The 22,156-nt window shown below is 44.9% G+C and carries 24 protein-coding genes; 18 read left to right on the top strand and 6 right to left on the bottom strand.

Going from position 1 to position 22,156, the window contains the following annotated elements:
• Window positions 1–5: 5 nt before the first annotated feature.
• The 7 genes from AC23N5_RS23800 to AC23N5_RS23770 all read left to right on the top strand — a co-directional run bounded on the left by AC23N5_RS23800 (window position 6) and on the right by AC23N5_RS23770 (window position 6,039).
• Complete coding sequence (locus tag AC23N5_RS23800) at window positions 6–353, top strand: four helix bundle protein (protein WP_487757531.1); 348 nt, start codon at window positions 6–8, stop codon at window positions 351–353.
• 91 nt (window positions 354–444) lie between these two features.
• Window positions 445–1,197 (top strand): succinate dehydrogenase/fumarate reductase iron-sulfur subunit, encoded by a 753-nt coding sequence (locus AC23N5_RS23795; RefSeq protein ID WP_221225544.1) that lies wholly within the window; start codon window positions 445–447, stop codon window positions 1,195–1,197.
• Between the two features lie 60 nt (window positions 1,198–1,257).
• Complete coding sequence (locus tag AC23N5_RS23790) at window positions 1,258–2,115, top strand: LytR/AlgR family response regulator transcription factor (protein ID WP_487757530.1); 858 nt, start codon at window positions 1,258–1,260, stop codon at window positions 2,113–2,115.
• 141 nt (window positions 2,116–2,256) lie between these two features.
• Window positions 2,257–3,591 (top strand): hypothetical protein, encoded by a 1,335-nt coding sequence (locus AC23N5_RS23785; protein WP_487757529.1) that lies wholly within the window; start codon window positions 2,257–2,259, stop codon window positions 3,589–3,591.
• Between the two features lie 140 nt (window positions 3,592–3,731).
• A complete protein-coding gene (locus AC23N5_RS23780) occupies window positions 3,732–4,355 on the top strand; it encodes a class I SAM-dependent methyltransferase (protein WP_487757528.1) in 624 nt (207 codons plus the stop codon).
• A 13-nt stretch (window positions 4,356–4,368) separates the two neighbouring features.
• On the top strand, window positions 4,369–4,956 hold the full coding sequence (locus tag AC23N5_RS23775; RefSeq protein WP_183971105.1) for an O-methyltransferase: 588 nt from the start codon (window positions 4,369–4,371) through the stop codon (window positions 4,954–4,956).
• Between the two features lie 69 nt (window positions 4,957–5,025).
• Window positions 5,026–6,039, top strand: coding sequence for a zinc-binding alcohol dehydrogenase family protein (locus tag AC23N5_RS23770; RefSeq protein ID WP_487757527.1), 1,014 nt, complete (start codon window positions 5,026–5,028; stop codon window positions 6,037–6,039).
• 48 nt (window positions 6,040–6,087) lie between these two features.
• Here AC23N5_RS23770 and AC23N5_RS23765 read toward each other — a convergent pair whose 3' ends face one another.
• Complete coding sequence (locus AC23N5_RS23765) at window positions 6,088–7,341, bottom strand: cation:proton antiporter (protein ID WP_487757526.1); 1,254 nt, start codon at window positions 7,339–7,341, stop codon at window positions 6,088–6,090.
• 722 nt (window positions 7,342–8,063) lie between these two features.
• Here AC23N5_RS23765 and AC23N5_RS23760 point away from each other — a divergent pair.
• Both AC23N5_RS23760 and AC23N5_RS23755 read left to right on the top strand, forming a co-directional pair.
• A complete protein-coding gene (locus tag AC23N5_RS23760; RefSeq protein ID WP_183971108.1) occupies window positions 8,064–8,567 on the top strand; it encodes an SRPBCC family protein in 504 nt (167 codons plus the stop codon).
• Between the two features lie 86 nt (window positions 8,568–8,653).
• A complete protein-coding gene (locus AC23N5_RS23755) occupies window positions 8,654–9,034 on the top strand; it encodes a DoxX family protein (protein ID WP_221225527.1) in 381 nt (126 codons plus the stop codon).
• Window positions 9,035–9,109: 75 nt separating this feature from the next.
• Here the strand turns inward: AC23N5_RS23755 and AC23N5_RS23750 are convergent, their stop codons facing one another.
• Both AC23N5_RS23750 and AC23N5_RS23745 read right to left on the bottom strand, forming a co-directional pair.
• Window positions 9,110–9,316: a metallophosphoesterase gene (locus AC23N5_RS23750; RefSeq protein ID WP_183971110.1), complete on the bottom strand. Its 207-nt coding sequence runs from the start codon at window positions 9,314–9,316 to the stop codon at window positions 9,110–9,112.
• Window positions 9,317–9,325: 9 nt separating this feature from the next.
• Window positions 9,326–10,006, bottom strand: coding sequence for a DUF2461 domain-containing protein (locus tag AC23N5_RS23745; protein WP_487757525.1), 681 nt, complete (start codon window positions 10,004–10,006; stop codon window positions 9,326–9,328).
• 107 nt (window positions 10,007–10,113) lie between these two features.
• On the opposite strand from AC23N5_RS23745, the gene trpS reads away from it, so the two are divergent.
• From trpS to AC23N5_RS23710, 7 genes are all read left to right on the top strand, one after another.
• Complete coding sequence (trpS, locus tag AC23N5_RS23740) at window positions 10,114–11,091, top strand: tryptophan--tRNA ligase (protein ID WP_183971113.1); 978 nt, start codon at window positions 10,114–10,116, stop codon at window positions 11,089–11,091.
• A 272-nt stretch (window positions 11,092–11,363) separates the two neighbouring features.
• On the top strand, window positions 11,364–11,954 hold the full coding sequence (locus tag AC23N5_RS23735) for a phosphatase PAP2 family protein (RefSeq protein WP_487757524.1): 591 nt from the start codon (window positions 11,364–11,366) through the stop codon (window positions 11,952–11,954).
• Between the two features lie 27 nt (window positions 11,955–11,981).
• Window positions 11,982–12,563 (top strand): Crp/Fnr family transcriptional regulator, encoded by a 582-nt coding sequence (locus tag AC23N5_RS23730; protein WP_487757523.1) that lies wholly within the window; start codon window positions 11,982–11,984, stop codon window positions 12,561–12,563.
• An 81-nt stretch (window positions 12,564–12,644) separates the two neighbouring features.
• Window positions 12,645–13,082, top strand: a complete 438-nt coding sequence (locus AC23N5_RS23725; protein WP_487757522.1) for an SRPBCC family protein — start codon at window positions 12,645–12,647, stop codon at window positions 13,080–13,082.
• Between the two features lie 55 nt (window positions 13,083–13,137).
• Window positions 13,138–13,707 (top strand): hypothetical protein, encoded by a 570-nt coding sequence (locus AC23N5_RS23720; protein WP_183971117.1) that lies wholly within the window; start codon window positions 13,138–13,140, stop codon window positions 13,705–13,707.
• Between the two features lie 460 nt (window positions 13,708–14,167).
• Window positions 14,168–15,112 (top strand): ribose-phosphate pyrophosphokinase, encoded by a 945-nt coding sequence (locus AC23N5_RS23715; protein ID WP_028521923.1) that lies wholly within the window; start codon window positions 14,168–14,170, stop codon window positions 15,110–15,112.
• 91 nt (window positions 15,113–15,203) lie between these two features.
• Window positions 15,204–15,767 carry a 50S ribosomal protein L25/general stress protein Ctc gene (locus AC23N5_RS23710; RefSeq protein ID WP_183971118.1) on the top strand — a complete coding sequence of 188 codons (564 nt, stop codon included), beginning with the start codon at window positions 15,204–15,206 and terminating at the stop codon, window positions 15,765–15,767.
• Between the two features lie 68 nt (window positions 15,768–15,835).
• Here AC23N5_RS23710 and trxA read toward each other — a convergent pair whose 3' ends face one another.
• From trxA to pyrG, 3 genes are all read right to left on the bottom strand, one after another.
• On the bottom strand, window positions 15,836–16,180 hold the full coding sequence (gene trxA, locus AC23N5_RS23705; RefSeq protein ID WP_183971119.1) for a thioredoxin: 345 nt from the start codon (window positions 16,178–16,180) through the stop codon (window positions 15,836–15,838).
• Between the two features lie 270 nt (window positions 16,181–16,450).
• A complete protein-coding gene (miaA, locus tag AC23N5_RS23700) occupies window positions 16,451–17,380 on the bottom strand; it encodes a tRNA (adenosine(37)-N6)-dimethylallyltransferase MiaA (protein WP_487757521.1) in 930 nt (309 codons plus the stop codon).
• Between the two features lie 70 nt (window positions 17,381–17,450).
• Window positions 17,451–19,142: a CTP synthase gene (pyrG, locus tag AC23N5_RS23695; protein WP_487757520.1), complete on the bottom strand. Its 1,692-nt coding sequence runs from the start codon at window positions 19,140–19,142 to the stop codon at window positions 17,451–17,453.
• A 288-nt stretch (window positions 19,143–19,430) separates the two neighbouring features.
• Here pyrG and AC23N5_RS23690 point away from each other — a divergent pair, with 288 nt between their 5' ends.
• Window positions 19,431–20,051: a DUF4230 domain-containing protein gene (locus tag AC23N5_RS23690; RefSeq protein WP_183971122.1), complete on the top strand. Its 621-nt coding sequence runs from the start codon at window positions 19,431–19,433 to the stop codon at window positions 20,049–20,051.
• Window positions 20,052–20,084: 33 nt separating this feature from the next.
• The gene (locus AC23N5_RS23685) at window positions 20,085–22,148 is read left to right on the top strand and encodes a glycoside hydrolase family 97 protein (RefSeq protein ID WP_487757519.1); all 2,064 of its coding nucleotides are present in this window, start codon (window positions 20,085–20,087) and stop codon (window positions 22,146–22,148) included.
• Window positions 22,149–22,156 lie beyond the last annotated feature (8 nt).

The raw sequence follows: 22,156 nt of genomic DNA, 5'->3' as shown, positions 1-22,156 counted from the left end.
TGAAAATGAGAAATGATAAAGAAAATGTAATAGTGACTAAGACGCTACAATTTTCACTTCAAATTATCACATTCTGTGAATTGCTAGAGGAAAAACGAAAGTATGTGATAAGTAATCAGCTTTTAAAATCGGCGACTTCAATTGGCGCAAATGTCAGAGAGGCTCAAAATGCCGAGAGTAAAGCTGATTTTATTCACAAAATGAAAGTAGCCGCGAAAGAAGCTGATGAAACAGAATACTGGTTGGTTCTTTGCCAACATGCGACCAATTATCCTAATTGTGAAATGCTATTGGATGAGGTTAACCAGATTATGAAAATATTGGCTAAAATCATTGGTACCTCAAAAGGATGATTTTTAACGCGGAGCTGCCCAGAGGGCTTGCCATTGCGATTTTCAAATTTTCAAATTTTCAAATTTTCAAATTCAAATGAGTCACGGAAATATGAATCTCACCTTGAAGGTGTGGAGACAAAAAAATAAAAAAACAGAAGGGAAAATCGAAACGTACCAAGTTGCTGGTATTTCGCCCGATATGTCATTCTTAGAGATGTTCGACGTGTTGAACGAACAACTCATTGGGGAAGGCAAAGAACCTATCGCTTTCGACCACGATTGCCGCGAAGGTATCTGTGGAATGTGCAGCATGTACATCAACGGCCGTCCACACGGCCCCAAAGGTGGTATTACCACTTGCCAGTTGCACATGCGTAGCTTTAGCGACGGCGACACCATCGTGGTAGAGCCTTGGCGCGCCAAAGCTTTCCCTGTTATCAAAGACTTGGTGGTTGATCGTGCTGCCTTTGATCGCATCCAAGCGGCAGGTGGGTTCGTATCGGTCAATACGGGCAATGCACAAGATGCAAACAGCATTCCAATTGCCAAAGAAGACGCCGACGAAGCATTTGCAGCAGCGGCGTGTATCGGCTGTGGCGCTTGCGTAGCGGCTTGTCAAAATGCTTCCGCGATGCTATTCGTGTCGGCCAAAGTATCACAATTTGCGTTGTTGCCACAAGGTCAGCCAGAGCGTAAAATGCGCGTAGAGCGTATGGTAGCGCAAATGGACGAAGAAGGCTTTGGCTCGTGTACCAACACAGGTGCTTGCTCGGCAGAGTGTCCTAAAGAAATCTCTTTGGAGCACATCGCTCGCCTCAACCGCGAATACTTAGGCGCTAAATTGACTTCACAGGGAGTGTAATTTTTTACACCATCTTCATAAAAAAGCCATTCCTCGGAGTGGCTTTTTTTTCTGTATCTTATGACTTCATTACTTTCACAACCCTACCCGCACAACGCGCTATTTTCTCGCTATTGGCTCTTGGTTTCGGCAGGCGCAGGGTGCTTTATTGCCCTATTTTTGATTGTTTTTCAACCTTTTGGGGCTTCGTATTGGCAACATCCCGATAAAAACCTGATTTTGGCAGGATATGGGCTTGTGACTTTTTTGTGCCTGTCGGGCATTAGCCTGACCATGCCGCTTTTGTTCAAACGTTGGTATTCGGAAGCAAACTGGACGGTCGGGAAAGAAATTCTGGGGGTTTTGTTAATCTTAGTCATCATTTCGGTCGGAAACTGGCTCTATAGCCAATGGTTTTTTGTGAGTTCGTTTCGGATAAAAGAACTGTTTGTTTGGATAGGCATTACGGTAGCCATTGGCATCATTCCCACGACCATCATTACGTTGCTTGATTATACCCGTTTGCAGCGCAAATACGCAACCGACAAACTGTCGGTTAAAACAGATACGGAAGAACAACCCGCCCCTGCGTCGCTGGAAACAATTACGCTAATTGCCGAAAATCTCAAAGACACCTTTAGCCTTTCGCCCGACGAATTGTTGTTTATCGAGTCGGCTAGTAACTATTCGGAAGTGGTGTTTCTAAAGGAAAATACCCTTCAAAAAATGCTGATTCGGAGTAGTCTCAGTCGATTAGAAGAACAGATTCAAAACAGCGACATCGTGCGGTGTCATCGCTCATTTATTGTTAATTTAAAACAAGTAACCAAAATCACGGGCAATGCCCAAGGCTACAAATTACAACTCAAAAACGTGGGTTATCCGCTGCCCGTTGCCCGCCGTTACACCGATTTGATGGCTGATTATTTCAAAAAATAGCTTGTCATTCGTCCCAAAATAGGGGATAAAAGCCCCAAAATGGGTCATTTGTCCCAAAACCTAGGCAAACGTCCCTTTTTTTTGGACAACCATTTTTGAGCTTCTACGTTTGTGTCAGTCAAAACACAAACCCGTTTTTTTATGGAAGCTTTATTGAACCTAACAGCCACTTTCAAAAGAACTCTTTTTACTATTGCCGCTTGTTCGGTACTTCATTCCTTCTCGGCGTATGCGCAAACCGCTGAAAAGGACACAACGGTAGAACGCTTAAAAGTTCGGACGTCATTTGCCAAATCTTACTTTGGCATAGACGCTTTTACGACCACGGGCGGAACGACGCAATACCTCACCCCGAACGGCCTGTCATCGGTTGATTTTGGGGGAACTACCTCACCCCGTATTTTATTGGGCGGGACGCACTTTTGGGGACACGCTGATTTTTACGTCTCCATTCCTGTAGCTCAATTTGGCAAAAAAATCCCCGCCGAATTGGCCAATGTTTCCTACAACGAAGGCGTAGAAACGGGCGCACGTTTTTTTCCGTGGGCTATCAAAGAAGGAAAATTACGGCCCTTCGTAGGAGTAGCTTTAAAAGGATTCAGTTTCGCTCAAATCTCCAACGAACCCAATAAAACCTATACCACAGTGCCGTCGGTGGCCAAAACTACCTTTCCCTTTCAAGCAGGTGCCGTGTATGCCACCAAAAAAGTATTGTTTCAAGCGGGGCTCAACTACCAGCGTCATACCAGTTTCCAATATCCACTGTCTCGTACCCAGTACGGAGCATTGGATGTATCGCCTTGGTCGTTCAATGTCGGACTCAGTTATTGGATTAATTCCAACGGAGGGCTGGCTTCTAAATACGGCGAAAAGTACATGAAAATGGGTGTAAAAAAACTACAATCCCGCAACCGCTTGAACTGCTGGTACGTAGGAATTGGTCCATCAAGCTCGTTTGAAATCTCAAAATCAGAATACGTTAAAGATAAGTACCCATTTTTAAAGCAAGAAAGCCCAGGAAGTTTGATTCCTGACATTGCCGCAGGACGTTACTTTCACAAAGCGGATGCCAATGTGGGCGTTTCGTACCGTAAATTAGGCTATGGCATGAGCGGTTACGGCGTACACCTCAATTACGAACGCCGTTCCTACACTTTTGAAACCTACAAATTTTTGGGCGATTACCACGGTTTTGTACCTTACGTAGGCCCTACTTTAGCCTACGAAGACTTGCGATTTACGGATACCGACAACGGCGTCTCTAAATCATACGAAGCCAAAAAAGTAGCATTAGGAGTGATTTTTGGTTGGGATATTCGCATTAGCCGTTCGGAAACGTGGTTGTTGCGTACCAACCTTCGCTATACGCCCAACCTCCACCTCAAGGCCGAAGGGAAAAAAGTAATGTTTGACCAAATGGAATTTAATTTTATTCAGTTTGTGTGGATGGTCGGGCGAAGACAGGCGTGGAAATAGCGAAAGAACCTCTCGAAAGTTTCCAACTTTCGAGAGGTTTGGCTTTTGCCCAATTTCTCTAAATTGATAGTATTTTGGGAACGAATAGCTCGTTTTATCACTTACTCAACTAGCTAATAATCGCCTCAAAAAAACACAAAATGGAAGAAGCATGGGTTGAACGCTGGAACGACCGCTATGGTCAGTCAGAATATGCGTATGGAGAAATGCCTAACGATTATTTGAAAGAACAATTACAAAAATTTTCGCCAGGCAACATCTTATTCCCTGCCGAAGGAGAAGGTCGAAACGCAGTTTTTGCCGCAACATTGGGCTGGCAAACTTGGGCTTTTGATGTAAGTAAAGAAGGGCAAAAAAAAGCCTTACAGTTGGCCGAAAAGTATCAAGTAACAATAGATTACGAAGTAGGGCTATTAGAACAACTCCATTACCAACCCGAGCAATTTGATGCTATTGCGCTCATTTATGCCCATTTTCCTGCCCAAATGAAATCACCGTACCACCTATTACTAGACGGCTATTTGCGTCGAGGGGGTATCATTATTTTTGAGGCATTTAGTAAAAAACACCTTGAATACGTTGCAAAAAACGAAAAAGTGGGTGGGCCAAGGGAAATAGAAATGCTGTATTCGATAGAAGAAATCGAAGCCGATTTTGCCAATTATGAAATCATCGAATTGGAAGAAAAAGCCATTGAATTGACAGAAGGGCTTTACCACAATGGAATTGGCTCGGTAATACGGTTTGTAGGACGAAAAAAATAACTCGTTTTCACGCATGAATAAGGCTTTTTTTTCTCAATTGGAGCACCTCTACACGACCTTAAAATTGGAGGATGAACAAAAACCTAATCGACTAGACAGGTGGCGAAATCTTGAACCACAGTCGGCGTTGCTGATTTCGATGCTTATTCGAGGTCAGCAAACCAAGGCTTTATTAGAAATAGGAACTTCTAATGGATATTCAACACTTTGGTTTGCCGATGCCCTTAAAAGTACGGGCGGACACCTCACTACGATTGAAATAGAGCCGCAACGAACGCAATTGGCTCAAGCATCGCTCGAAAAGTTTGGCTTTCTAGCCCATACTACCTGCCTGACCATCGACGCGCAAGAGTTTTTGCAACATGCTGAGCCTAAGTATGACCTTATTTTTCTGGATGCCGAACGGGCATTCTATAAAAACTATTGGCCTGATTTACGCCGTTTGCTGATTCGTACCAAAGGCGCCGTATTGGTGGTTGATAACGTCATCTCACACGCTTCTGAAGTGCTTGAATTTATTCAATTAATCAGAAAAGACGATCAAATGCTCCTTACCACAGTCGATGTAGGGGCAGGGCTGTTGTGGGTAGCCTGTGTTTAGGTTGAACTTCCGCCCTTACTTCCTCCTTACATACTTACATGAAGAATCCCCAAAACAAACGCACACACAATGAAAGCAGTAGGATTTAAAACATCGTTGCCCATCTCGGAAGAGGAGAGTTTTATTGAATTTGAAACCGCGAAACCTCAGCCCAGCGGCCACGAATTATTGGTAAAAATAAGCGCCATTTCGGTCAATCCCGTTGATTTTAAAATACGACAAAATTCCGCCAAAGGTACCGTATTAGATACGCCCAAAATCATTGGGTGGGATGCGGCAGGAGTGGTAGAAGCTGTAGGAGAAAACGTAAGTTTGTTTAGTGTCGGTGATAAAGTTTATTACGCAGGAGACATCACCAAGCCAGGAAGTAATTCAGAATACCAATTGATTGACGAGCGGATTGTAGGCAAGCAGCCGTCCACGTTGGCCGACGAAGCAGCGGCGGCCATGCCCTTGACGGTACTGACGGCTTGGGAAATCTTTTTTGACCGTATGCGGCTTTCGGCCGAGCGCGATCAAAACAAAACCTTGCTCATCATTGGAGGAGCGGGAGGCGTAGGGTCGATTGCTATTCAAATTGCCAAAAAAGTCCTAGGATTGAAAGTGATTGCCACAGCCTCGCGCCCAGAAACCATCGAATGGTGCCAAAAAATGGGAGCTGATGTGGTTGTTAACCACCGAAATTTGGTAGAGGAAGTGCGCGGTGCAGGGTTTCAGTTTGTCGATTTTATCGTTGATTTTGTGGATAACAACGGCTATTGGGATGCCATGGCCGAGCTCATCAAGCCACAAGGATACATTGCTTCGATTACGGGCAGCGCCGTACCTGTGGCGCTCAATAAACTCAAAAGTAAGAGTGTGAGCTTTTCGTGGGAGTTTATGTACACCCGTTCGACCTACCAAACCGACGATATGATTGAACAGCATCATATTCTTAACCGTGTGGCACAGCTACTCGACGAAGGAGTGTTGTTTCATACGCATACCCACATCCTTCACGGATTATCGGCCGAAACGCTCAAGCAAGCCCACGCCCAGCTGGAGTCGGGAACAACCATTGGAAAATGGGTAATTAAGTATTAAACCAAACGCCTCGGAGAATATACCCGAGGCGTTTTACTTTAATGACGGTTAGTTAGACACTACTCGGTTGAGTACTTTTCCCGACATTTTTCCCAAAGTTAGTCCCTGGAAAATAATAGAGAAGACCACCACGAAGTAGGTCATTTGCAATAATAAATCTTTGTAGGGGTTAGCGCCAATGGCAAGTACCAAAGCGATAGAAACCCCGCCGCGTAACCCTCCCCAGACAAGCATGGTGAGTGAGCCTTTGTTGAGCTTGAAAGGAACAATGAGCGAAGGCAACCAGATAGATAAAAAACGCGCAAAAAGAACGACAACAATAGCCATAGCTGATACGACGGAGTAGGTGTTCAGTTTCAGGTCTGGAATGAGTAACAACTCAAATCCCATGAATAAGAACAAAATCGCATTCAGAATTTCGTCGTTTAGCTCCCAGAATTTTGTCAGATAGTCTTTGGTTTCGTCGCTCATAGCGGCTTTTTTACCGTAATTTCCAATAATAAGCCCTGCTGCGACCATCGTTAGCGGCCCCGACGTGTGGGTCGCCTGCGCAATGAGGTAGCCTCCCATCACGACTGATAGGGTAATAAGTACCGAAACGATGTAATCGTCGATTCCTTTGATGGCTTTAGAAGCCGTAAAACCGAGCAATACCCCAAGCAGTAAGCCGCCTAATGCTTCCTTTGCGAGTAGCCAACTGATAGACCCCAGCGAAATGTCGATGGTGGGAGCCTGTGTCAATTCCAAAATCACGGCAAACAACACAACGGCGACGCCATCATTAAAAAGTGACTCCCCTGCGATTTTTGTTTCGAGCGATTTGGGAACGTTGGCTTTTTTGAGAATGCCCAAAACGGCAATGGGGTCGGTAGGAGAAATCAGTGACCCAAACAGCAAGCAATACAAAAACGGTAATTCAAGGCCGAATAAAGGAAGACCATAGAACAAAACGCCACCAATGATAAAGGTGGAAATGATAACACTGATGGTTGAAAAAGTGAGAATAGGAAGGCGATGCTCCTTCAAATCGGCAAAGTTGACGTGAATAGCTCCTGCAAAAAGCAGAAAATTTAGCATTGCCCCCATCAAAACTCCCGTAAAGTCAAATTCGGTGAGGAGTTTGAGGAGTTTTTGGGTAGTAGTTGGAAAAAGCCAATGCCCCGCGAATCGTAAAATAATGGATACGAGAATGGCCATGACCATGATGCCAATGGTAGGAGGGAGCTTTAGAAAACGGAGATTGATGTAAGCAAAAACTGATGCTAACACAATGAGAACCGAGAATGAATAATACAATTCCATAGCTGTGCTTTGGGGTGGATGGTTTAAAAAAATGTAAAAGAGTACCTGTCAACCTAGGTTGAAAATCAAAAATTGCGTAATGGTTGACTTAGAATAGTGATAGAAATAGTAAGTTTGTATGGGCCTACATAATCGAGACGAACTCGGTAAACACTTTTTGTTTCGGAGGCTGTTAGTTGGCTGAGAAACAGCTTAAAAAAGAAACAAATGCTTTATGGCTTATACAATTGTATTTTACTTGAAACGAACAATATACGAGTTTTTTGTAAAAAATCAAAATATTTAGAGCAGAAATTGAGATTTTATAGGTAAAACTGTACTAAAATAGCCAAGTTGCGAAAAAATAGCTTCTCCGTAAATACCAAGATTACTACCAAGATTGGGCTTGAATCAATAATACTTCCTTCTACGCTGGGCACATAAAGAAACGCCACTTTCTTGGGTTGTTTGATGGCTTATCCTATATAAAAAGTACAATAATGTATTCTTCCAAATGCAAGCTAGTGCTTTTTGAAAATCATTGGCCTCACAAAAAAATACAAAAAAATTTGCAACCATTTGGTTGTGTATTATATTTGCAACCAAATGGTTTCTTTTTGTTTAAAATTATGAGCAATCATGAATAAAATAGACCAATGGCTCAACCAAATAAGGAAGATTTGGAAAGGCCGATTTTCTCAATTAGACGAAGTATTATCAACCTTAAAAAAACAAAAACAGCAATGAGCACCCGTTTTCTTTTTGATTTTTCGGTAAACAAGGCAAACAACACTATTCAGGTAAAACGCGAGTTTGCCGCAGATTTGGATTTGGTTTGGGAAGCGTGGACAAATCCCGAACTGCTCGACCTTTGGTGGGCGCCGAAGCCGTATCGTACCCAAACCAAAAGCATGGACTTTTCAGAAGGAGGGTATTGGCACTATTGTATGATTTCACCCGAAAACGAAGTGCATTGGTGCAGGGCCGATTATCAAAAAGTAGAGCCTAAAAAAAGCTTTTCGGGGCTCGATGCCTTTTGTGACGAAAATGGGGCTGTCGTGCAAGATTTTCCGCGTTCATTATGGAACAATGTGTTTGCAGAAAAGGCCAACAAAACAACCCTCGTTGAGATTACGATTTCGTACGATTCACTGAGCGACCTCGAAAAAGTGGTTGAAATGGGCTTTAAAGAAGGCTTTTCTATGGCACTCGAAAATTTGGATCAGTACTTGGAGACGCGGCTATAACTCCACCCTTTATGGCAATAAATTTGGCATTAATTGAATGATAAATTACCAACCCAACTAAAATTAACAAAACGGTCATGAAAACAATGAAAATAACCTTTTGGACAACAGCTGCCCTACTTTTTATTACCCAAGGTCTAATGCCGCTCTTTACCATCAATTCGGAAGAAAGCCGACAGGTTATGCAACACTTGGGCTACCCGCCTTATTTTGCTCTCATGCTGAATATTTTTAAGTTTCTGGGAGGGTTAGTTATTCTGCTGCCATTCCTACCGAGACGTATTAAGGAATGGGCTTTTGCGGGTTTTGCCATTGATTTTATTTGTGCCGCAGTCAGTTTTATCGCGGTCGATGGTTTCACTGGCGTTTTGGCAGTGCCCCTAACTGCTTTGTTGGTATTGGGGGTATGTTATGTAGCTTATGATAAACAAGCATCGTTTGCTTTACGAAGTGCTATAGTTCAATAACAATGGCACTTCGTACTACGTCCCATTGAAATCGAGAGAAGGAGGCGTGACTCAGGAAATGCCCAATTGTCGTATTTAGGAGAGTAAAAAACAAAAGTCGTGGTTACCAGCTACCACGACTTTATGTTTGTGAGGTAATGTGCCTAGCCAAGTATTAAAATCGGCTACTTCACGTGCATCGCCAGCCACGGTAATATCGCCAGCGTGAATGAGAATATCCCCGTCGGGGACAGACATCGCTCGATGGAGGTTGTGCGTGTCAGAAATACAGACGATTTTCATGGGCGGTGCTTACAACTCAAAGCTTTCTTCTTCTTCCTCAAAAAACAAGTAATTTAAGAAATCACAATAGGGCTTGATAAGGCGGCAGCCGTTGACGATTTCCTGCGCAAAGTGCGGCGAAGTTACTTCGGCATCGGTGTATTTGTGCATGAAAAAAAGCTGTTTGCGCTTCAATAGTGCAATGTCAGGATGATTTTCAGGGTAACCTTTGGGCATCCGCTGTAGGCTTTCGCCCCACGCTTCGGGGAAGTACGCTCTAAACTCAGGGGCTTCAATGATATTTTTTAAAGCTTCTGGATTAAAATCAATTTCTTGTCGAAACTTCGCCAGTTGTTTTGGCGTAGGGTTCCACATTCCAGCGCCCAAAAACGATTCTCCAGGCTGGATGTGTAGGTAAAAATCAATCCGCCCCGAGTGCCGACCTCCTGGGCCAACTGCCGCCGAAAGCCATTGTTTATAGGGAGCTTTGTCTTTGGAAAAACGAATGTCGCGGTTGATACGAAACAAGCAATCTTTGGGTTCGGTGTTGGGGAGGGTTTCAAATTCTCCTACGCCTTTGATAAGGTCTTTCAGCAGTGCTTCCATCTCTTTTTTGGCGGCATCGTAGCGCTTGCGGTGCTCAGTAAACCAGTCACGGTTATTGTTTTCGGCTAGTTCTTGAAGAAACTCAAGGGTAGATAGTGTCAACATCAGATTTCGTATTTTGGCCTAAAAATAGCAATTTTGTTGCGCCCAAACGTAGGTCTGTCTAAAAGGCAGCGGAAAAGGGAAAACGTCACTAGTACAAACAATACACAATGGCTCGAATATTAACAGGTATCCAGAGTAGCGGTAAACCACACTTAGGTAACATTTTGGGCGCCATCTTGCCCGCGATTCAGTTGTCGGAAAAATCTGATAATGAGTCGTTTTTGTTTATTGCAGATTTGCACTCGCTTACAACCATCAAAGATGCGAAAGTGCTTCAAGACAACACCCGTGCCGTAGCGGCGGCGTGGCTTGCGTGTGGTCTTGATACCGATAAAGTGGTGTTTTATCGTCAGTCGCGGGTATCGGCCTATCATACCGAGCTAACGTGGTATTTGTCTTGCTTGACGCCTTATCCGATGTTGGCCAATGCCCATTCGTTCAAGGACAAAGCTGACCGCTTGGCCGATGTCAACGCGGGCTTGTTTGTGTATCCTGTATTAATGGCCTCGGATATTTTGCTTTATGATGCTAATTATGTTCCCGTAGGTAAAGACCAAAAGCAGCACCTCGAAATGACGCGCGACATGGCGGAGGCGTTTAACCGTACCTATGGCGATACTTTTGTGATTCCTGAGGGGAAAATCGACGAGCGTTTGATGACCATCCCAGGCATCGACGGACAAAAAATGAGCAAGTCGTACGGAAACTATATTGACCTTTTTCAACCAGAAAAAGAGTTGCAGAAAGTAACCAAGAAAATCCTGTCGGATTCGACCCCGCTTGAAGAACCGAAAAACCCAGAAACGGATCTTACGTTTAAGCTGTATTCGCTCATAGCTAGTGACAGCGATATTGCAACTATGCGCGAAAACTACCTCAAAGGCGGGTATGGCTATGGTCATGCCAAGCAAGCATTTTTTGAAGCTCTAAAAACACGTTTTGCCAAAGAGCGCGAGATGTTTACGTATTATTACGAAGAAAACCCCGCTGCACTCGAACAAAAACTCCAAGAAGGCGAAGAAAAAGCCCGCGCAATCGCTTCCAAAAAACTAGCCGAAGTGCGGGAAAAGATTGGGCTTTCTTAACTTTTTACGGTTTGCTGTTTCCTGTTTGGGGTTTTTCAGTTTAAGGTTTTGTCTTATGAAAAAAAGGTGGGGGTATGAGTACCCCTCCACACAATCCCAAACGGTAAACTCGAAACCCTAAACTGAAAACCCGAAACAGAAAAGGTGGGGGTATGAGTACCCCTCCACACAATCCCAAACGGTAAACTCGAAACCTTAAACTGAAAATCCGAAACAGAAAAGGTCGGGGTATGAGTACCCCTCTACACAATCCCCAAACAGTAAACTAAAAAATGCTCCACGAGATTCAACAGCTTGATACGCAGATTTTTTTGTCACTCAACGGTGCACACGCACCTTGGGCTGACACGCTGATGTATTGGGTAACGGAGCGAAATACGTGGATTCCGATGTATGCCTTGCTGATTATTTGGTTGGTGTGGCAGTACAAGCAGCAAGCGGCGGGAATGATTGGTGCCTTGATTTTAACGATTATCATTGCCGATCAGACCGCTTCTAGCTTGCTGAAACCGTGGGTGGAGCGTTTGCGGCCTTGCCACGTCGCGTATTTGCAGGACAAAATTCACCTGGTGGTTGAAGGTTGCGGAGGAACCTACGGATTTGCATCGTCGCACGCGGCCAACAGTTTTGGATTGGCTACGGCTTTATGGCTGCTCTGCGGTACGGTTGTCCCGACCGTCAAACGACCCAATAAGTATCTCTTTTGGTTTTTTCCGTGGGCGGCGCTAGTGTCTTACAGCCGCGTTTACGTAGGAGTCCATTATCCATTAGACATCATTGCAGGGGCGATTATTGGGGTAGGCGCTGCCTTTGCGGCGGTTAAAATTGTAAGCTTTCTTTTAGCTCGTTTTGCCAAAAAATAACTACTTTTAGGCTAATCTTGCTTTTTTATGTTTGACGCGCTGCATCAATTGATTGCTCAATTTGTCACCTTCACCGACCGTGAAAAGGCAATTTTAGAGAATGCGTTTGTATTCAAACAAGTGCCTCGAAAATTCTCCCTCGTGCGGCAAGGACAAGTGGCCAACGAACTGTACTTTATCAATAAAGGGATGCTACGCCTTTTTTACGAAAACGAAGGCGATGAAATTACGGCCTTTATTTTTCGAGAAAATCTCTTCGCCAGTAGTTACGATAGTTTTTTGCGACAAACGCCCAGTATTCAGTCGTTAGAAGCGCTTGAAGAGGCTGATTTGCTGGTTATTACCCAGCCCAAAATGAACGAACTCTATGAAGAGTTGCCCAAATTCAACGTGCTTACCCGCAAGATTGCCGAGCAACGTTTTATCAATTCGCAACAAATTTTGTCTTCTTTTTTGCTTGATAGCCCAGAGGAGCGTTATGCGAAGTTCGTAGAACAAAATGGCGATTTATTACTCCGAGTACCTCATCACCTTATTGCTTCGTACTTGGGCATGACTCCCGTGTCGATGAGCCGCATCCGAAACCGACTTGCTCAACAAAAACGCTAGCTGAACGCATTTCTTTACAATTGTTAATGGAGGGGAAGGGGTTGGCAAGCTACTTTTGCAACATCATTAAATGTTGCAGTCATGAAACACAAAATTAGAACCGAAATCATCATCAATGCTTCCAAAGAAAAGGTTTGGAGCATCCTCGCCGACCTCAATGCTTATGCCCTTTGGAATCCATTTATTGTAAAAAGTGAGGGCGTTTTACGAGTGGGTACAAAACTCAAAAATACGCTTCAAAATGGAGATAAAACCATTGTATTTAAGCCAGAAGTAATACAGGTAGAGCCTAATCGAAGCTTTGGTTGGCTAGGTTCGCTTTGGGTAAAAGGGCTTTTTGATGGCCATCATTACTTTGAAATTGAAGAAATTTCTGAAAACCAAGTCAACCTTATTCACGGAGAAAATTTCGCGGGCATTCTTAGTTCGCTGATTTTAAAACAAATTGGAAACGACACCCGAAACAACTTTGTCAAAATGAATCAGGCGCTAAAAAGTCGGGCTGAACAAGGGACGTAGGCTCTGTTCTAAGTCTAGTTAACTTTCTCATTTTTATTTTTTTACTTCTTATCTCATGAAAAAGTCATTTTTTCTTGCTGGGCTTTTATTGCTCATACAAAACTCATTTGCTCAAAAAAACGCGATACAAGATACTGTATCCACTAGTCGTATTGAATTAGAAACTGACCCGATTGCCTTTGCTCTAAATGGCTATTCGTTTCACGTTATTTATGTAAAAAAACGTTTTCGCTACGATTTGGGAATATTTGGAGCTAATCAACCCGAAGCTTACAGCGGAAACAAAGGATTTTTGACATACAGCCGAGGGGTAGGTGGAAAAATCAATTACCTACTTAACCAAAAAGAAACGTGGTTTGCTGGCGTAGGTGCGGGTTATGCCAAGCACAAAATTACCCATAGGGCCTCCGAATTGGTTCAAAATCAAGAAACGTTTAGCATAGGAGTCCATACGGGATACCGGTTTTTCTTCTTTAAAAATACCTCTTTTTCCAACATTTTTATTGCACCTTGGGCAAGCATAGATTACAATATTCCTTTGAATAAGGTGAATTTTGCTTTGGGGAATTATACCACTAAACCATGGTCAATTTTTCCAACCATCCATTTAGGTTATAAATTTTAAATAAATAGGTTTTTGCTGAAGATAAGTGGAGCAAATGGCGATGTTTGACCTTATGCGCAAAAACCCAGGGTACGACATGATTATTTTTCCGCAATTTGCCGCGCGGCGTAAGTGGTTTGTGGTAGGTTCTAAAACCAACGTGACCGTAAAAGCAAGGCTCGCTCGTATGAAACCGACTAGATAGTTGTCAGACCTTCCAAGTTTGTTGAGACTTGGAAGGTCTATCACGAGTTGCTTTTAAGACCTTCCAAGTCTGTTGTCTGCGATGTCGAAACTTGGAAGGTCTATCTTGAGTTGCTTTTAAGACCTTCCAAGTCTGTTGTCTGCGATGTCGAAACTTGGAAGGTCTATCACAGGCTGCTTTGAGACCTTCCAAGTCTTTTTTACGGCGTGAAACTTGGAAGGACTATTCGCTTTTCTAAAAAAATCTCCCTACCTTTGCGGAAATTTTCTACAGGGCATGGCCTCTTTCAATCCAATCAAAATATTTTCTGGCTTACAATCAACGTACCTAGCCGAAAAGATCGCTCGCCACTACGGGCGCGACTTAGGTGGTTACAATTTACGTCGTTTTAGCGATGGCGAATTGTCCCCAAGTTTTGAAGAATCATTGCGCGGATGCGATGTGTACTTGGTTCAGTCAATGTTTGGCTCGGCAGATAACTTCTTGGAGTTGTTGTTGATGATTGACGCCGCCAAGCGTGCGTCGGCTCACGAAGTAACGGCCGTGATTCCGTACTTTGGTTATGCACGTCAAGACCGCAAAGACAAACCTCGCGTACCCATTGCGGCAAAGTTGGTTGCTAACCTTCTGACCGCAGCTGGCGCAGAGCAAATCATGACGCTCGACCTTCACGCAGGAGCAATTCAAGGTTTTTTTGATATACCAATGGTGCATTTGGAAGGCAGCAGCGTGTTTGTTCCTTACATCAAGAGCCTAGAGTTAGAAAACCTCGTTATCGCGTCGCCCGACGTAGGTGGTGCGGCCCGTGCACGTAATTTTGCGAAGTTCTTTAACGCCGACATTATCCTTTGCGATAAGTACCGTAAACGTGCCAATGAAGTGGCGTCGATGCAGGTAATTGGTGACGTCAAAGACGCCAACGTTGTCTTTATTGACGACTTAATTGATACGGGCGGAACCATGTGCAAAGCCGCTGAACTCGTTATGAGTAAAGGCGCTAAGTCGGTTCGGGCTATTTGTACTCACCCTGTGATGTCAGGAGATGCGCACACACGTATTCGTACGTCGGTATTGGAAGAACTTATCGTTACGGATACCATTCCGTTGCGCGAGGAAAACGAAAAAATCAAGGTATTGTCGGTGTCAGAGCTTTTTGCCAAAGCCATCGGCCGCATCCGTGACCACGAATCTATTAGCTCATTATTTATAAATCCAGCGTAAGCACAAGTTTGCGCTATCTAACACGTACCTTTTTAATCCCAGGGTACGATTCACTCAAACACTCCCCTTAGGGATTAGGGGCCAATTAATTATGAAAAGTACAGAGATTGTAGGGTTTAAAAGAGCGAATCTCGGCAAACAAGAAGCTCGCACGTTGCGTTTAGAAGCAATGGTTCCATGTGTATTGTACGGAGGTGCAGAGCAAGTTCACTTCTCAGCCCCAATGTATTTGTTCCGCGATTTACTTTTTACACCAGATGTGTATAACGTAACGTTGAACATCGAAGGAACTACATACCAAGCGATTTTGCAGGATGTACAATATCACCCAGTAAGTGACATTATCCTTCACGCTGACTTCTTGTTGATTCAAGAAGGAAAAGAAATCAAAGTAGATGTACCTGTTCGTTTCATCGGCACGGCAGTAGGTGTGAGTAAAGGGGGTAAATTGGTACAAAAACTCCACAAAATCAAAGTTCTAGGTATGGCAGATAGCATCCCCGATTACGTGGATGTACCAGTAGCTGAACTTGACTTGGGTAAATCAGTGAAAGTAGGTCATTTGAAAGTAGAAGGGTTCAAAATTTTGAACAACCCTTCGTTGCCAATCGCAGGTGTGGAAATCCCACGTGCATTGCGCGGTACGTTGAAGTAATCTTCTTACGTAAGAAAGCCCCGCATTTGCGGGGCTTTCTTAGTTTTATGTTGTTGGTATGCAAATGCTTATACCTGCTCGCTTTCAGGGAAGAAAGAGTTTAATTTTGCTTTCAACGCAGCTTCTGGAACCGCACCTACTACGCGGTCAACCATCTTGCCATCTTGGAAGAACAACAACGTAGGGATACTACGAATTCCAAATTTAACAGCTGTTTCAGGGTTTGAGTCAACGTCAACCTTACCAACTGTTGCTTTACCGTCGAAGTCACCTGCAAGTTTTTCTACCACAGGGCCTACCAAACGGCAAGGTCCACACCATTCTGCCCAAAAGTCAACCAATGTAATGGTCTTATCAGAATTTTCTACTATTTCGCTAAAGTTAGCATCCGTGATTTCGAGTGCCTTTCCCATTTTCGTAAGAATGACCGGGTCGCCGGTACGATAAATATGTGTTTAAATATTTAATCAGTAAACCATTTGACCCCTTGTAAAAGTTCCAAAGTAAACACAGCAATCTTTCGCAGTGTTCTGATTCAGTGTTTTTGAGGAAAGGGGCTTCGGTTTTGAGAAACCGAAAGTACGAAGTTCGGGTTTTGAGAAACCTGAACCACAGGGAGGATACCGTGAAGGTTTTGAGAAACCTTCACCACTAGGGGGAAACCTGCGCCACTGGAAAAACCTTCAAGACAGTTTAGGGAAGAGGCTAGTTTTTATTGTCGCTACCAATTGGTCAATGGGGGCAAGGGCATCTAACCAGTGAATTGTTAGTCCGTCGCGCTCCATTTTACGGAAAAAGGTCATTTGGCGTTTGGCAAACTGATGAATGGCAACGTTGAGCCGCTCGACCATCGTGTCGTAAGTCAGCACTCCAGTGAGGTATTCGGTCATGAATTTGTACTCTAATCCGTAATAAATGAGCTGCTCGGGAGTAAGTCCTTGGTGGAGCAGGGCCTGTACTTCGTCAATCATCCCGCTTTGAAGGCGTTGATGCAAGCGGCGGGTAATGCGCGTTCGTCGTTCTTCGACGGGTAAATCAAGCCCGAAAATTTGGTAATGAAGCGGGGGGGCTGGTGCCGTTTCAAACGAATGCGTTTGTAGGTACGTAGCAATCTCTATGGCACGCACGAGCCGTTTTCGGGTGGATGTGTCCGCCAGTGAAGAATAAGCCGAGGAAGTGGAATTAAAACGCGTTAACAGGGCTTCATCGGACAGCGTTTCAAGTTGCTGTCGTAGTGTTTCATCAACGGGGATGCCCGTAAACTGGTATTGCTTTAAGACCGATTCGATGTACAGCCCCGTCCCGCCGCATAAAATAGGCGTGTGGCGGCGGCTCTGAATATCGCTAAAAGCAGCCTGAAAATCGACTTGGAAACGATGTACGTGATACGCTTCGCCCGCGTCGCAGATGTCGATGAGGTGATAAAGAATGCTTTTCCCGCCAACCACATATTCGTCCAAATCTTTTCCTGTACCGATGTTCATGCCGCGATACACCTGCCGCGAATCAGCGCTGATAATTTCTCCTTCGATTTGGGCCGCAAGCTGTGTAGCCAAGCGGGTTTTGCCGCAGGCAGTAGGGCCAAGAATGACAATGAGCGGAGCGTTTGTCATGTCAATTAACAAAAAGGTGCTGAAAGACGCGTCTCTCAGCACCAATAAAAAATGGTTTTATCAACAATTATTACACCGTTTCTGCCGCTGGTTCGGTAGGCATTTCTACGACTACCACCTTTTTGGTCGAACGTTTTTGTTTGGCATTGTTCAACGATGCTTTCACAAAATGAACAAACAACGGGTGCGGCGCCATGACCGTACTTTTGAGCTCAGGGTGATACTGTACCCCAATAAAATACGGGTGGTTGGCAAGCTCGATAACCTCTACAAGGTCGTTTTCAGGGTTGATACCCGACATGGTCATGCCAGCTTTTTCGAAGTCAGCACGGTAGAGGTTGTTAAATTCATAGCGGTGGCGGTGGCGTTCGCTGATTTTGGTTTTGCCATAAATCTTATGTGCCAACGTACCCGACTGCAACTTACAAGCATAAGCCCCCAAACGCATTGTTCCGCCTTTGTTGGTGATGTTTTTTTGGTCTTCCATCATGCCAATCACCGCGTGGTCGGTCTCGCTGTCCATCTCAGTGGAGTGCGCATCGGCCCAACCCAACACGTTGCGAGCGTATTCAATGACGGCCATTTGCATACCCAAACAAATCCCAAAAAACGGAATGTTGTGTTCGCGAACGTACTGTACGGCGGCGATTTTACCTTCGATACCGCGTTCGCCAAAACCTGGAGCTACCAAAACACCGTCGAGCGACGCCATTTTTTCGGCGGCATTTTCGGGTGTGAGGTGCTCTGAGTGAATCCATTCGATTTCGACTTTGCACTCATTGACCGCACCTGCATGAATAAACGACTCAGTGATGGATTTATAGGCATCGTGCAATTCGACGTATTTACCCACCAAACCAATACGAATGTGGTGTTTTGGATTTTTGAGGCGGTCCACAAAAATTTGCCATGCATCCAAATCCACGTCTTTGTCGTCGTAGATGTCTAGCATATACAACACGCGTTGGTCGAGGCGTTCTTTTTTCATCAAAAGCGGTACGTCATAAATCGTCGATGCGTCCATGGCCTCAATGACCGAAGCAGGTTGAACGTTACAGAACAACGCGATTTTGCGGCGCATTTCGTGCGGAAGCGGATGTTCCGTACGGCATACCAAAATATCGGGCTGAATCCCTGATTCTTGGAGCATACGAACTGAGTGCTGGGTAGGTTTGGTTTTCAACTCACCTGCCGAACTCAAATACGGAATCAGCGTCAGGTGAATGACCAACGCATCGTTTTCGCCCAATTCAAATTTCAACTGACGAACGGCCTCTAAGAAGGGGAGAGACTCGATATCGCCCACACAGCCTCCGATTTCGGTAATCACGATGTCATATTCGCCCGATTCGCCGAGAAGAAGCATTCGTTTTTTGATTTCATCGGTAATGTGAGGAACGACCTGTACGGTTTTTCCCAAGAAGTCACCACGGCGTTCGCGCATGATGACATCGTAATAAATACGGCCCGTTGTGACGTTATTAGCTTGCGAGGTACGCTCATTCAAAAAGCGCTCGTAGTGCCCCAAATCGAGGTCAGTTTCGGCGCCGTCGTCTGTTACATAGCATTCACCGTGTTCGTAGGGGTTGAGTGTTCCTGGGTCAACGTTGATGTAAGGGTCAAATTTTTGAATCGTGACCGACAATCCGCGTGATTGGAGGAGTTTTGCGAGTGAAGAGGCAATGATCCCCTTTCCCAATGAAGATGTTACACCGCCAGTAACGAAGATATATTTTGCGGTTTTTTGCCCGTGAGCAGCCATGACTTTGGAGTTTGTTTGGACTGGTTACGGGATACAAAGGTACATAATTTTACGTCTGTGTCGCTATCTAAATTGAACTTGGTTTTTAATAAAAAGGCTAAGTCGTTGATAGACAGTAGTGAAAATTGTATTAAAAAAAGTTGATAATTATCTCTGTTGCTGGCTTACCAAGAGATTAATCTAACTTTTGTACATTTACTCAGAGAAGTGATTCGGAGGATTATTCCCTGTAGAGCGAGTGTTTTTATTTTTAAATTTTCTCATTTTCAAATTAAGTAATTTCTTGCTATGTCCACGATTTTTCGTTTGTTGTTGCGGGTTGTTTTTGCAGTGGTCTTAATCAGCGGAGTAATTGCGCTGTGGGAAGCGTTCAAAACGGGGAATTGGTTTTCGCTAGGGGCTGAAAACGAGACCCAAACTACCCACGCCGTGGTGCTCGAAGAAGTACAAGCACTGGGGAAATTAGAGTTAGTTCGGTACAATTTTAAGGACATTGTCGAGCACGAACAAGTGACGAAATGGCTTCCTAATGCCAAAGCGGTTTTGATAGTACAGGGAGAAGCGATTGGTTGCATTGATTTGACCAAAATCACCACTTCTGACGTCACGGAGGCGTCGGATACAGTCATTGTACATTTGCCCGAACCCGAGCTTTGCAGCTACAAAATCGACCATTCAAAATCGAAAGTTTATAACACCGAATACGCCTTCATGGAAGAGGCAAAACTCGTGCAAGCGGCTTATCAACATGCCGAACAGCAAATTCAAAAAGCGGCCTTAGAAATGGGGATTTTGGAGCAGACCAAACAAAACGCCAATCAAATCTTGAAACCTGTACTGGAAAAAGTATCAGGGAAAAAAGTAGTGCTGCGCTATCGAATGAAGGCGACGCTGGCGAAGCCTCGGTGACACAAAATGAATTTTTAACCTATGATGATACAAATGAAAAAAACACTTTTACTTGGCTTACTGGTGGCGGGGCTAGGGGGCGCTCATGCCCAAACCACGACCGTGGCGTCGCCCGACAAAAACATTGTGCTCAAGACCCAACTTGCCGCCAACGGCACGGTGTCGTATAGCGTTTCGTACAAAAAAAATACGTTTGTGGAGCCATCCACGTTAGGGTTTTCGCTGAGTCGCCCCAAAACGATGTTGACCCAATTTTCGCTGGTGAGCATAGACTCGTCCACCGTGGACGAAACGTGGAAACCCGTTTGGGGGGAGGTAAACCAAATTCGGAACCACTACAAAGCCCTCACGCTGACGCTCAAAGACAAAGCGGGGATTGTAGTGAAAGTGGCCTTTCGGGTGTTCAATGAAGGAGTAGGGTTTCGGTACGAATTTCCAAAACAAGAACACCTCAATCACTTTGTGGTCGCCGACGAACTGACGCAAATCAACTTGGCGGGCGATTACAAAGCCTTCTGGATTCCAGGCGATTATGATACCAACGAGTATTTGTACAACACCACCCCATTGAGCCAAGTGGATGCAGTGGCGGCGGCGGCTAAGGAAACCGACATCGCGCTCAAATCGGTCATTGGGCCAAACGTGATTCAAGTGCCGCTGATGCTAAAAACCCCATCGGGAATGTACGTCAACCTCCACGAGGCGGCGTTGGTCAATTACCCCGTGATGCACTTGGCTTTGGACAAAAAAACGTTTACCCTGACCTCTCACCTTGTGCCCGATGCGGTGGGCAACAAAGCCTATTTGCAAACGCCGTTTACAACCCCGTGGCGCACCATCAACGTAAGTGATAAAGCGACGGATATTTTGGCGTCGAAAATGATATTGAACCTCAACGAACCTTCAAAAATTACGGATGTTTCGTGGATTAAGCCCCAAAAGTTTATCGGTATGTGGTGGGAAATGCACGTGGGGAAAGCGACTTGGGAAAAAGCCTCGGGCAAGCACGGAGCCAATACGGCCAACGTAAAAACCTACATCGACTTTGCTGCTCAACACGGCTTTGATGGGGTGCTAGTAGAGGGCTGGAACGAGGGTTGGGAAGACTGGTTTGGCAATTGGAAAGAAAATGTGTTCGATTTTATCACCCCTTATCCTGACTACAACACCAAAGAATTGACCGACTACGCTCACCAAAAAGGCGTTCGGATTATCATGCACCACGAAACGTCGGGGGCGGTGACCAACTATGAGCGTTGGATGGATAAAGCCTTTCGCTACATGCAAGATAATCAGATGAATACCGTCAAAACGGGCTACGTGGGGCGGATTATTCCGCGCGGTGAACACCACGACGGGCAATGGATGGTGAATCATTATGAGCGCGTGGCCCAAAAAGCCGCTGAGTACAAAATCATGGTGGAAGCCCACGAGCCTGCGCACCCTACGGGCTTGCATCGGACGTATCCCAACTGGCTGGCCAACGAAGCCGCCCGTGGAAATGAGTTTAACAACGCCCCTAAACTAGGACTTGTGCCCGAGCACGAAACCATCTTGCCGTTTACGCGCTTGATGGGCGGCCCAATGGACTATACGCCTGGCTTTTTCCATTTCCAACTCAACCAGTACGATGCTTCGCGCACTACGCGTGTTCGGACGACTTTGGCCAAACAATTGGCGTTGTACGTGACCATGTACAGTCCTTTGCAAATGGCGGGCGATTTTCCCGAAAACTTCAACAAACATTTGGATGCGTTCCAGTTTATCAAGGACGTTCCCGTGGACTGGGACGATACGAAGGTATTGGCGGCTGAGCCAGGCGATTTTATTACCATTGCCCGCAAAGCAAAAGGAAAACCAAACTGGTTTTTGGGGGCTATTTCGGACGAAAACGCGCGGACTTCGGTGTTAAACTTTGATTTCTTGGAGGAAGGAGCCACGTACCAAGCCACCATTTACCGCGACGGGGAGGGGGCTGATTGGAAAACAAATCCCGAGGCGTATGAAATCGAAAAAATGACCGTTACTAACAAAACCACCCTGAGCATTCGACTTGCCAAAGGCGGAGGGTGTGCCATTAGCATCATTAAACAGTAATTTATATT

The sequence above is a fragment of the Runella sp. R5_40 genome, assembly GCF_057652295.1.
This window is presented reverse-complemented; position numbering and strand designations above follow the sequence as displayed.

Coding starts and splice junctions, on each gene's coding strand:
- trxA (WP_183971119.1), bottom strand. CDS start 16,180: ATGGGAAAGGCACTCGAAATCACGGATGCTAACTTTAGCGAAATAGTA.
- AC23N5_RS23750 (WP_183971110.1), bottom strand. CDS start 9,316: ATGAAAATCGTCTGTATTTCTGACACGCACAACCTCCATCGAGCGATG.
- miaA (WP_487757521.1), bottom strand. CDS start 17,380: ATGACAAACGCTCCGCTCATTGTCATTCTTGGCCCTACTGCCTGCGGC.
- AC23N5_RS23720 (WP_183971117.1), top strand. CDS start 13,138: ATGAAAAAGTCATTTTTTCTTGCTGGGCTTTTATTGCTCATACAAAAC.
- AC23N5_RS23725 (WP_487757522.1), top strand. CDS start 12,645: ATGAAACACAAAATTAGAACCGAAATCATCATCAATGCTTCCAAAGAA.
- AC23N5_RS23795 (WP_221225544.1), top strand. CDS start 445: ATGAATCTCACCTTGAAGGTGTGGAGACAAAAAAATAAAAAAACAGAA.
- AC23N5_RS23770 (WP_487757527.1), top strand. CDS start 5,026: ATGAAAGCAGTAGGATTTAAAACATCGTTGCCCATCTCGGAAGAGGAG.
- trpS (WP_183971113.1), top strand. CDS start 10,114: ATGGCTCGAATATTAACAGGTATCCAGAGTAGCGGTAAACCACACTTA.
- AC23N5_RS23745 (WP_487757525.1), bottom strand. CDS start 10,006: ATGTTGACACTATCTACCCTTGAGTTTCTTCAAGAACTAGCCGAAAAC.
- AC23N5_RS23730 (WP_487757523.1), top strand. CDS start 11,982: ATGTTTGACGCGCTGCATCAATTGATTGCTCAATTTGTCACCTTCACC.
- AC23N5_RS23715 (WP_028521923.1), top strand. CDS start 14,168: ATGGCCTCTTTCAATCCAATCAAAATATTTTCTGGCTTACAATCAACG.
- AC23N5_RS23755 (WP_221225527.1), top strand. CDS start 8,654: ATGAAAATAACCTTTTGGACAACAGCTGCCCTACTTTTTATTACCCAA.
- AC23N5_RS23800 (WP_487757531.1), top strand. CDS start 6: ATGAGAAATGATAAAGAAAATGTAATAGTGACTAAGACGCTACAATTT.
- AC23N5_RS23685 (WP_487757519.1), top strand. CDS start 20,085: ATGAAAAAAACACTTTTACTTGGCTTACTGGTGGCGGGGCTAGGGGGC.
- AC23N5_RS23735 (WP_487757524.1), top strand. CDS start 11,364: ATGCTCCACGAGATTCAACAGCTTGATACGCAGATTTTTTTGTCACTC.
- AC23N5_RS23765 (WP_487757526.1), bottom strand. CDS start 7,341: ATGGAATTGTATTATTCATTCTCGGTTCTCATTGTGTTAGCATCAGTT.
- AC23N5_RS23710 (WP_183971118.1), top strand. CDS start 15,204: ATGAAAAGTACAGAGATTGTAGGGTTTAAAAGAGCGAATCTCGGCAAA.
- pyrG (WP_487757520.1), bottom strand. CDS start 19,142: ATGGCTGCTCACGGGCAAAAAACCGCAAAATATATCTTCGTTACTGGC.
- AC23N5_RS23690 (WP_183971122.1), top strand. CDS start 19,431: ATGTCCACGATTTTTCGTTTGTTGTTGCGGGTTGTTTTTGCAGTGGTC.
- AC23N5_RS23785 (WP_487757529.1), top strand. CDS start 2,257: ATGGAAGCTTTATTGAACCTAACAGCCACTTTCAAAAGAACTCTTTTT.
- AC23N5_RS23760 (WP_183971108.1), top strand. CDS start 8,064: ATGAGCACCCGTTTTCTTTTTGATTTTTCGGTAAACAAGGCAAACAAC.
- AC23N5_RS23790 (WP_487757530.1), top strand. CDS start 1,258: ATGACTTCATTACTTTCACAACCCTACCCGCACAACGCGCTATTTTCT.
- AC23N5_RS23775 (WP_183971105.1), top strand. CDS start 4,369: ATGAATAAGGCTTTTTTTTCTCAATTGGAGCACCTCTACACGACCTTA.
- AC23N5_RS23780 (WP_487757528.1), top strand. CDS start 3,732: ATGGAAGAAGCATGGGTTGAACGCTGGAACGACCGCTATGGTCAGTCA.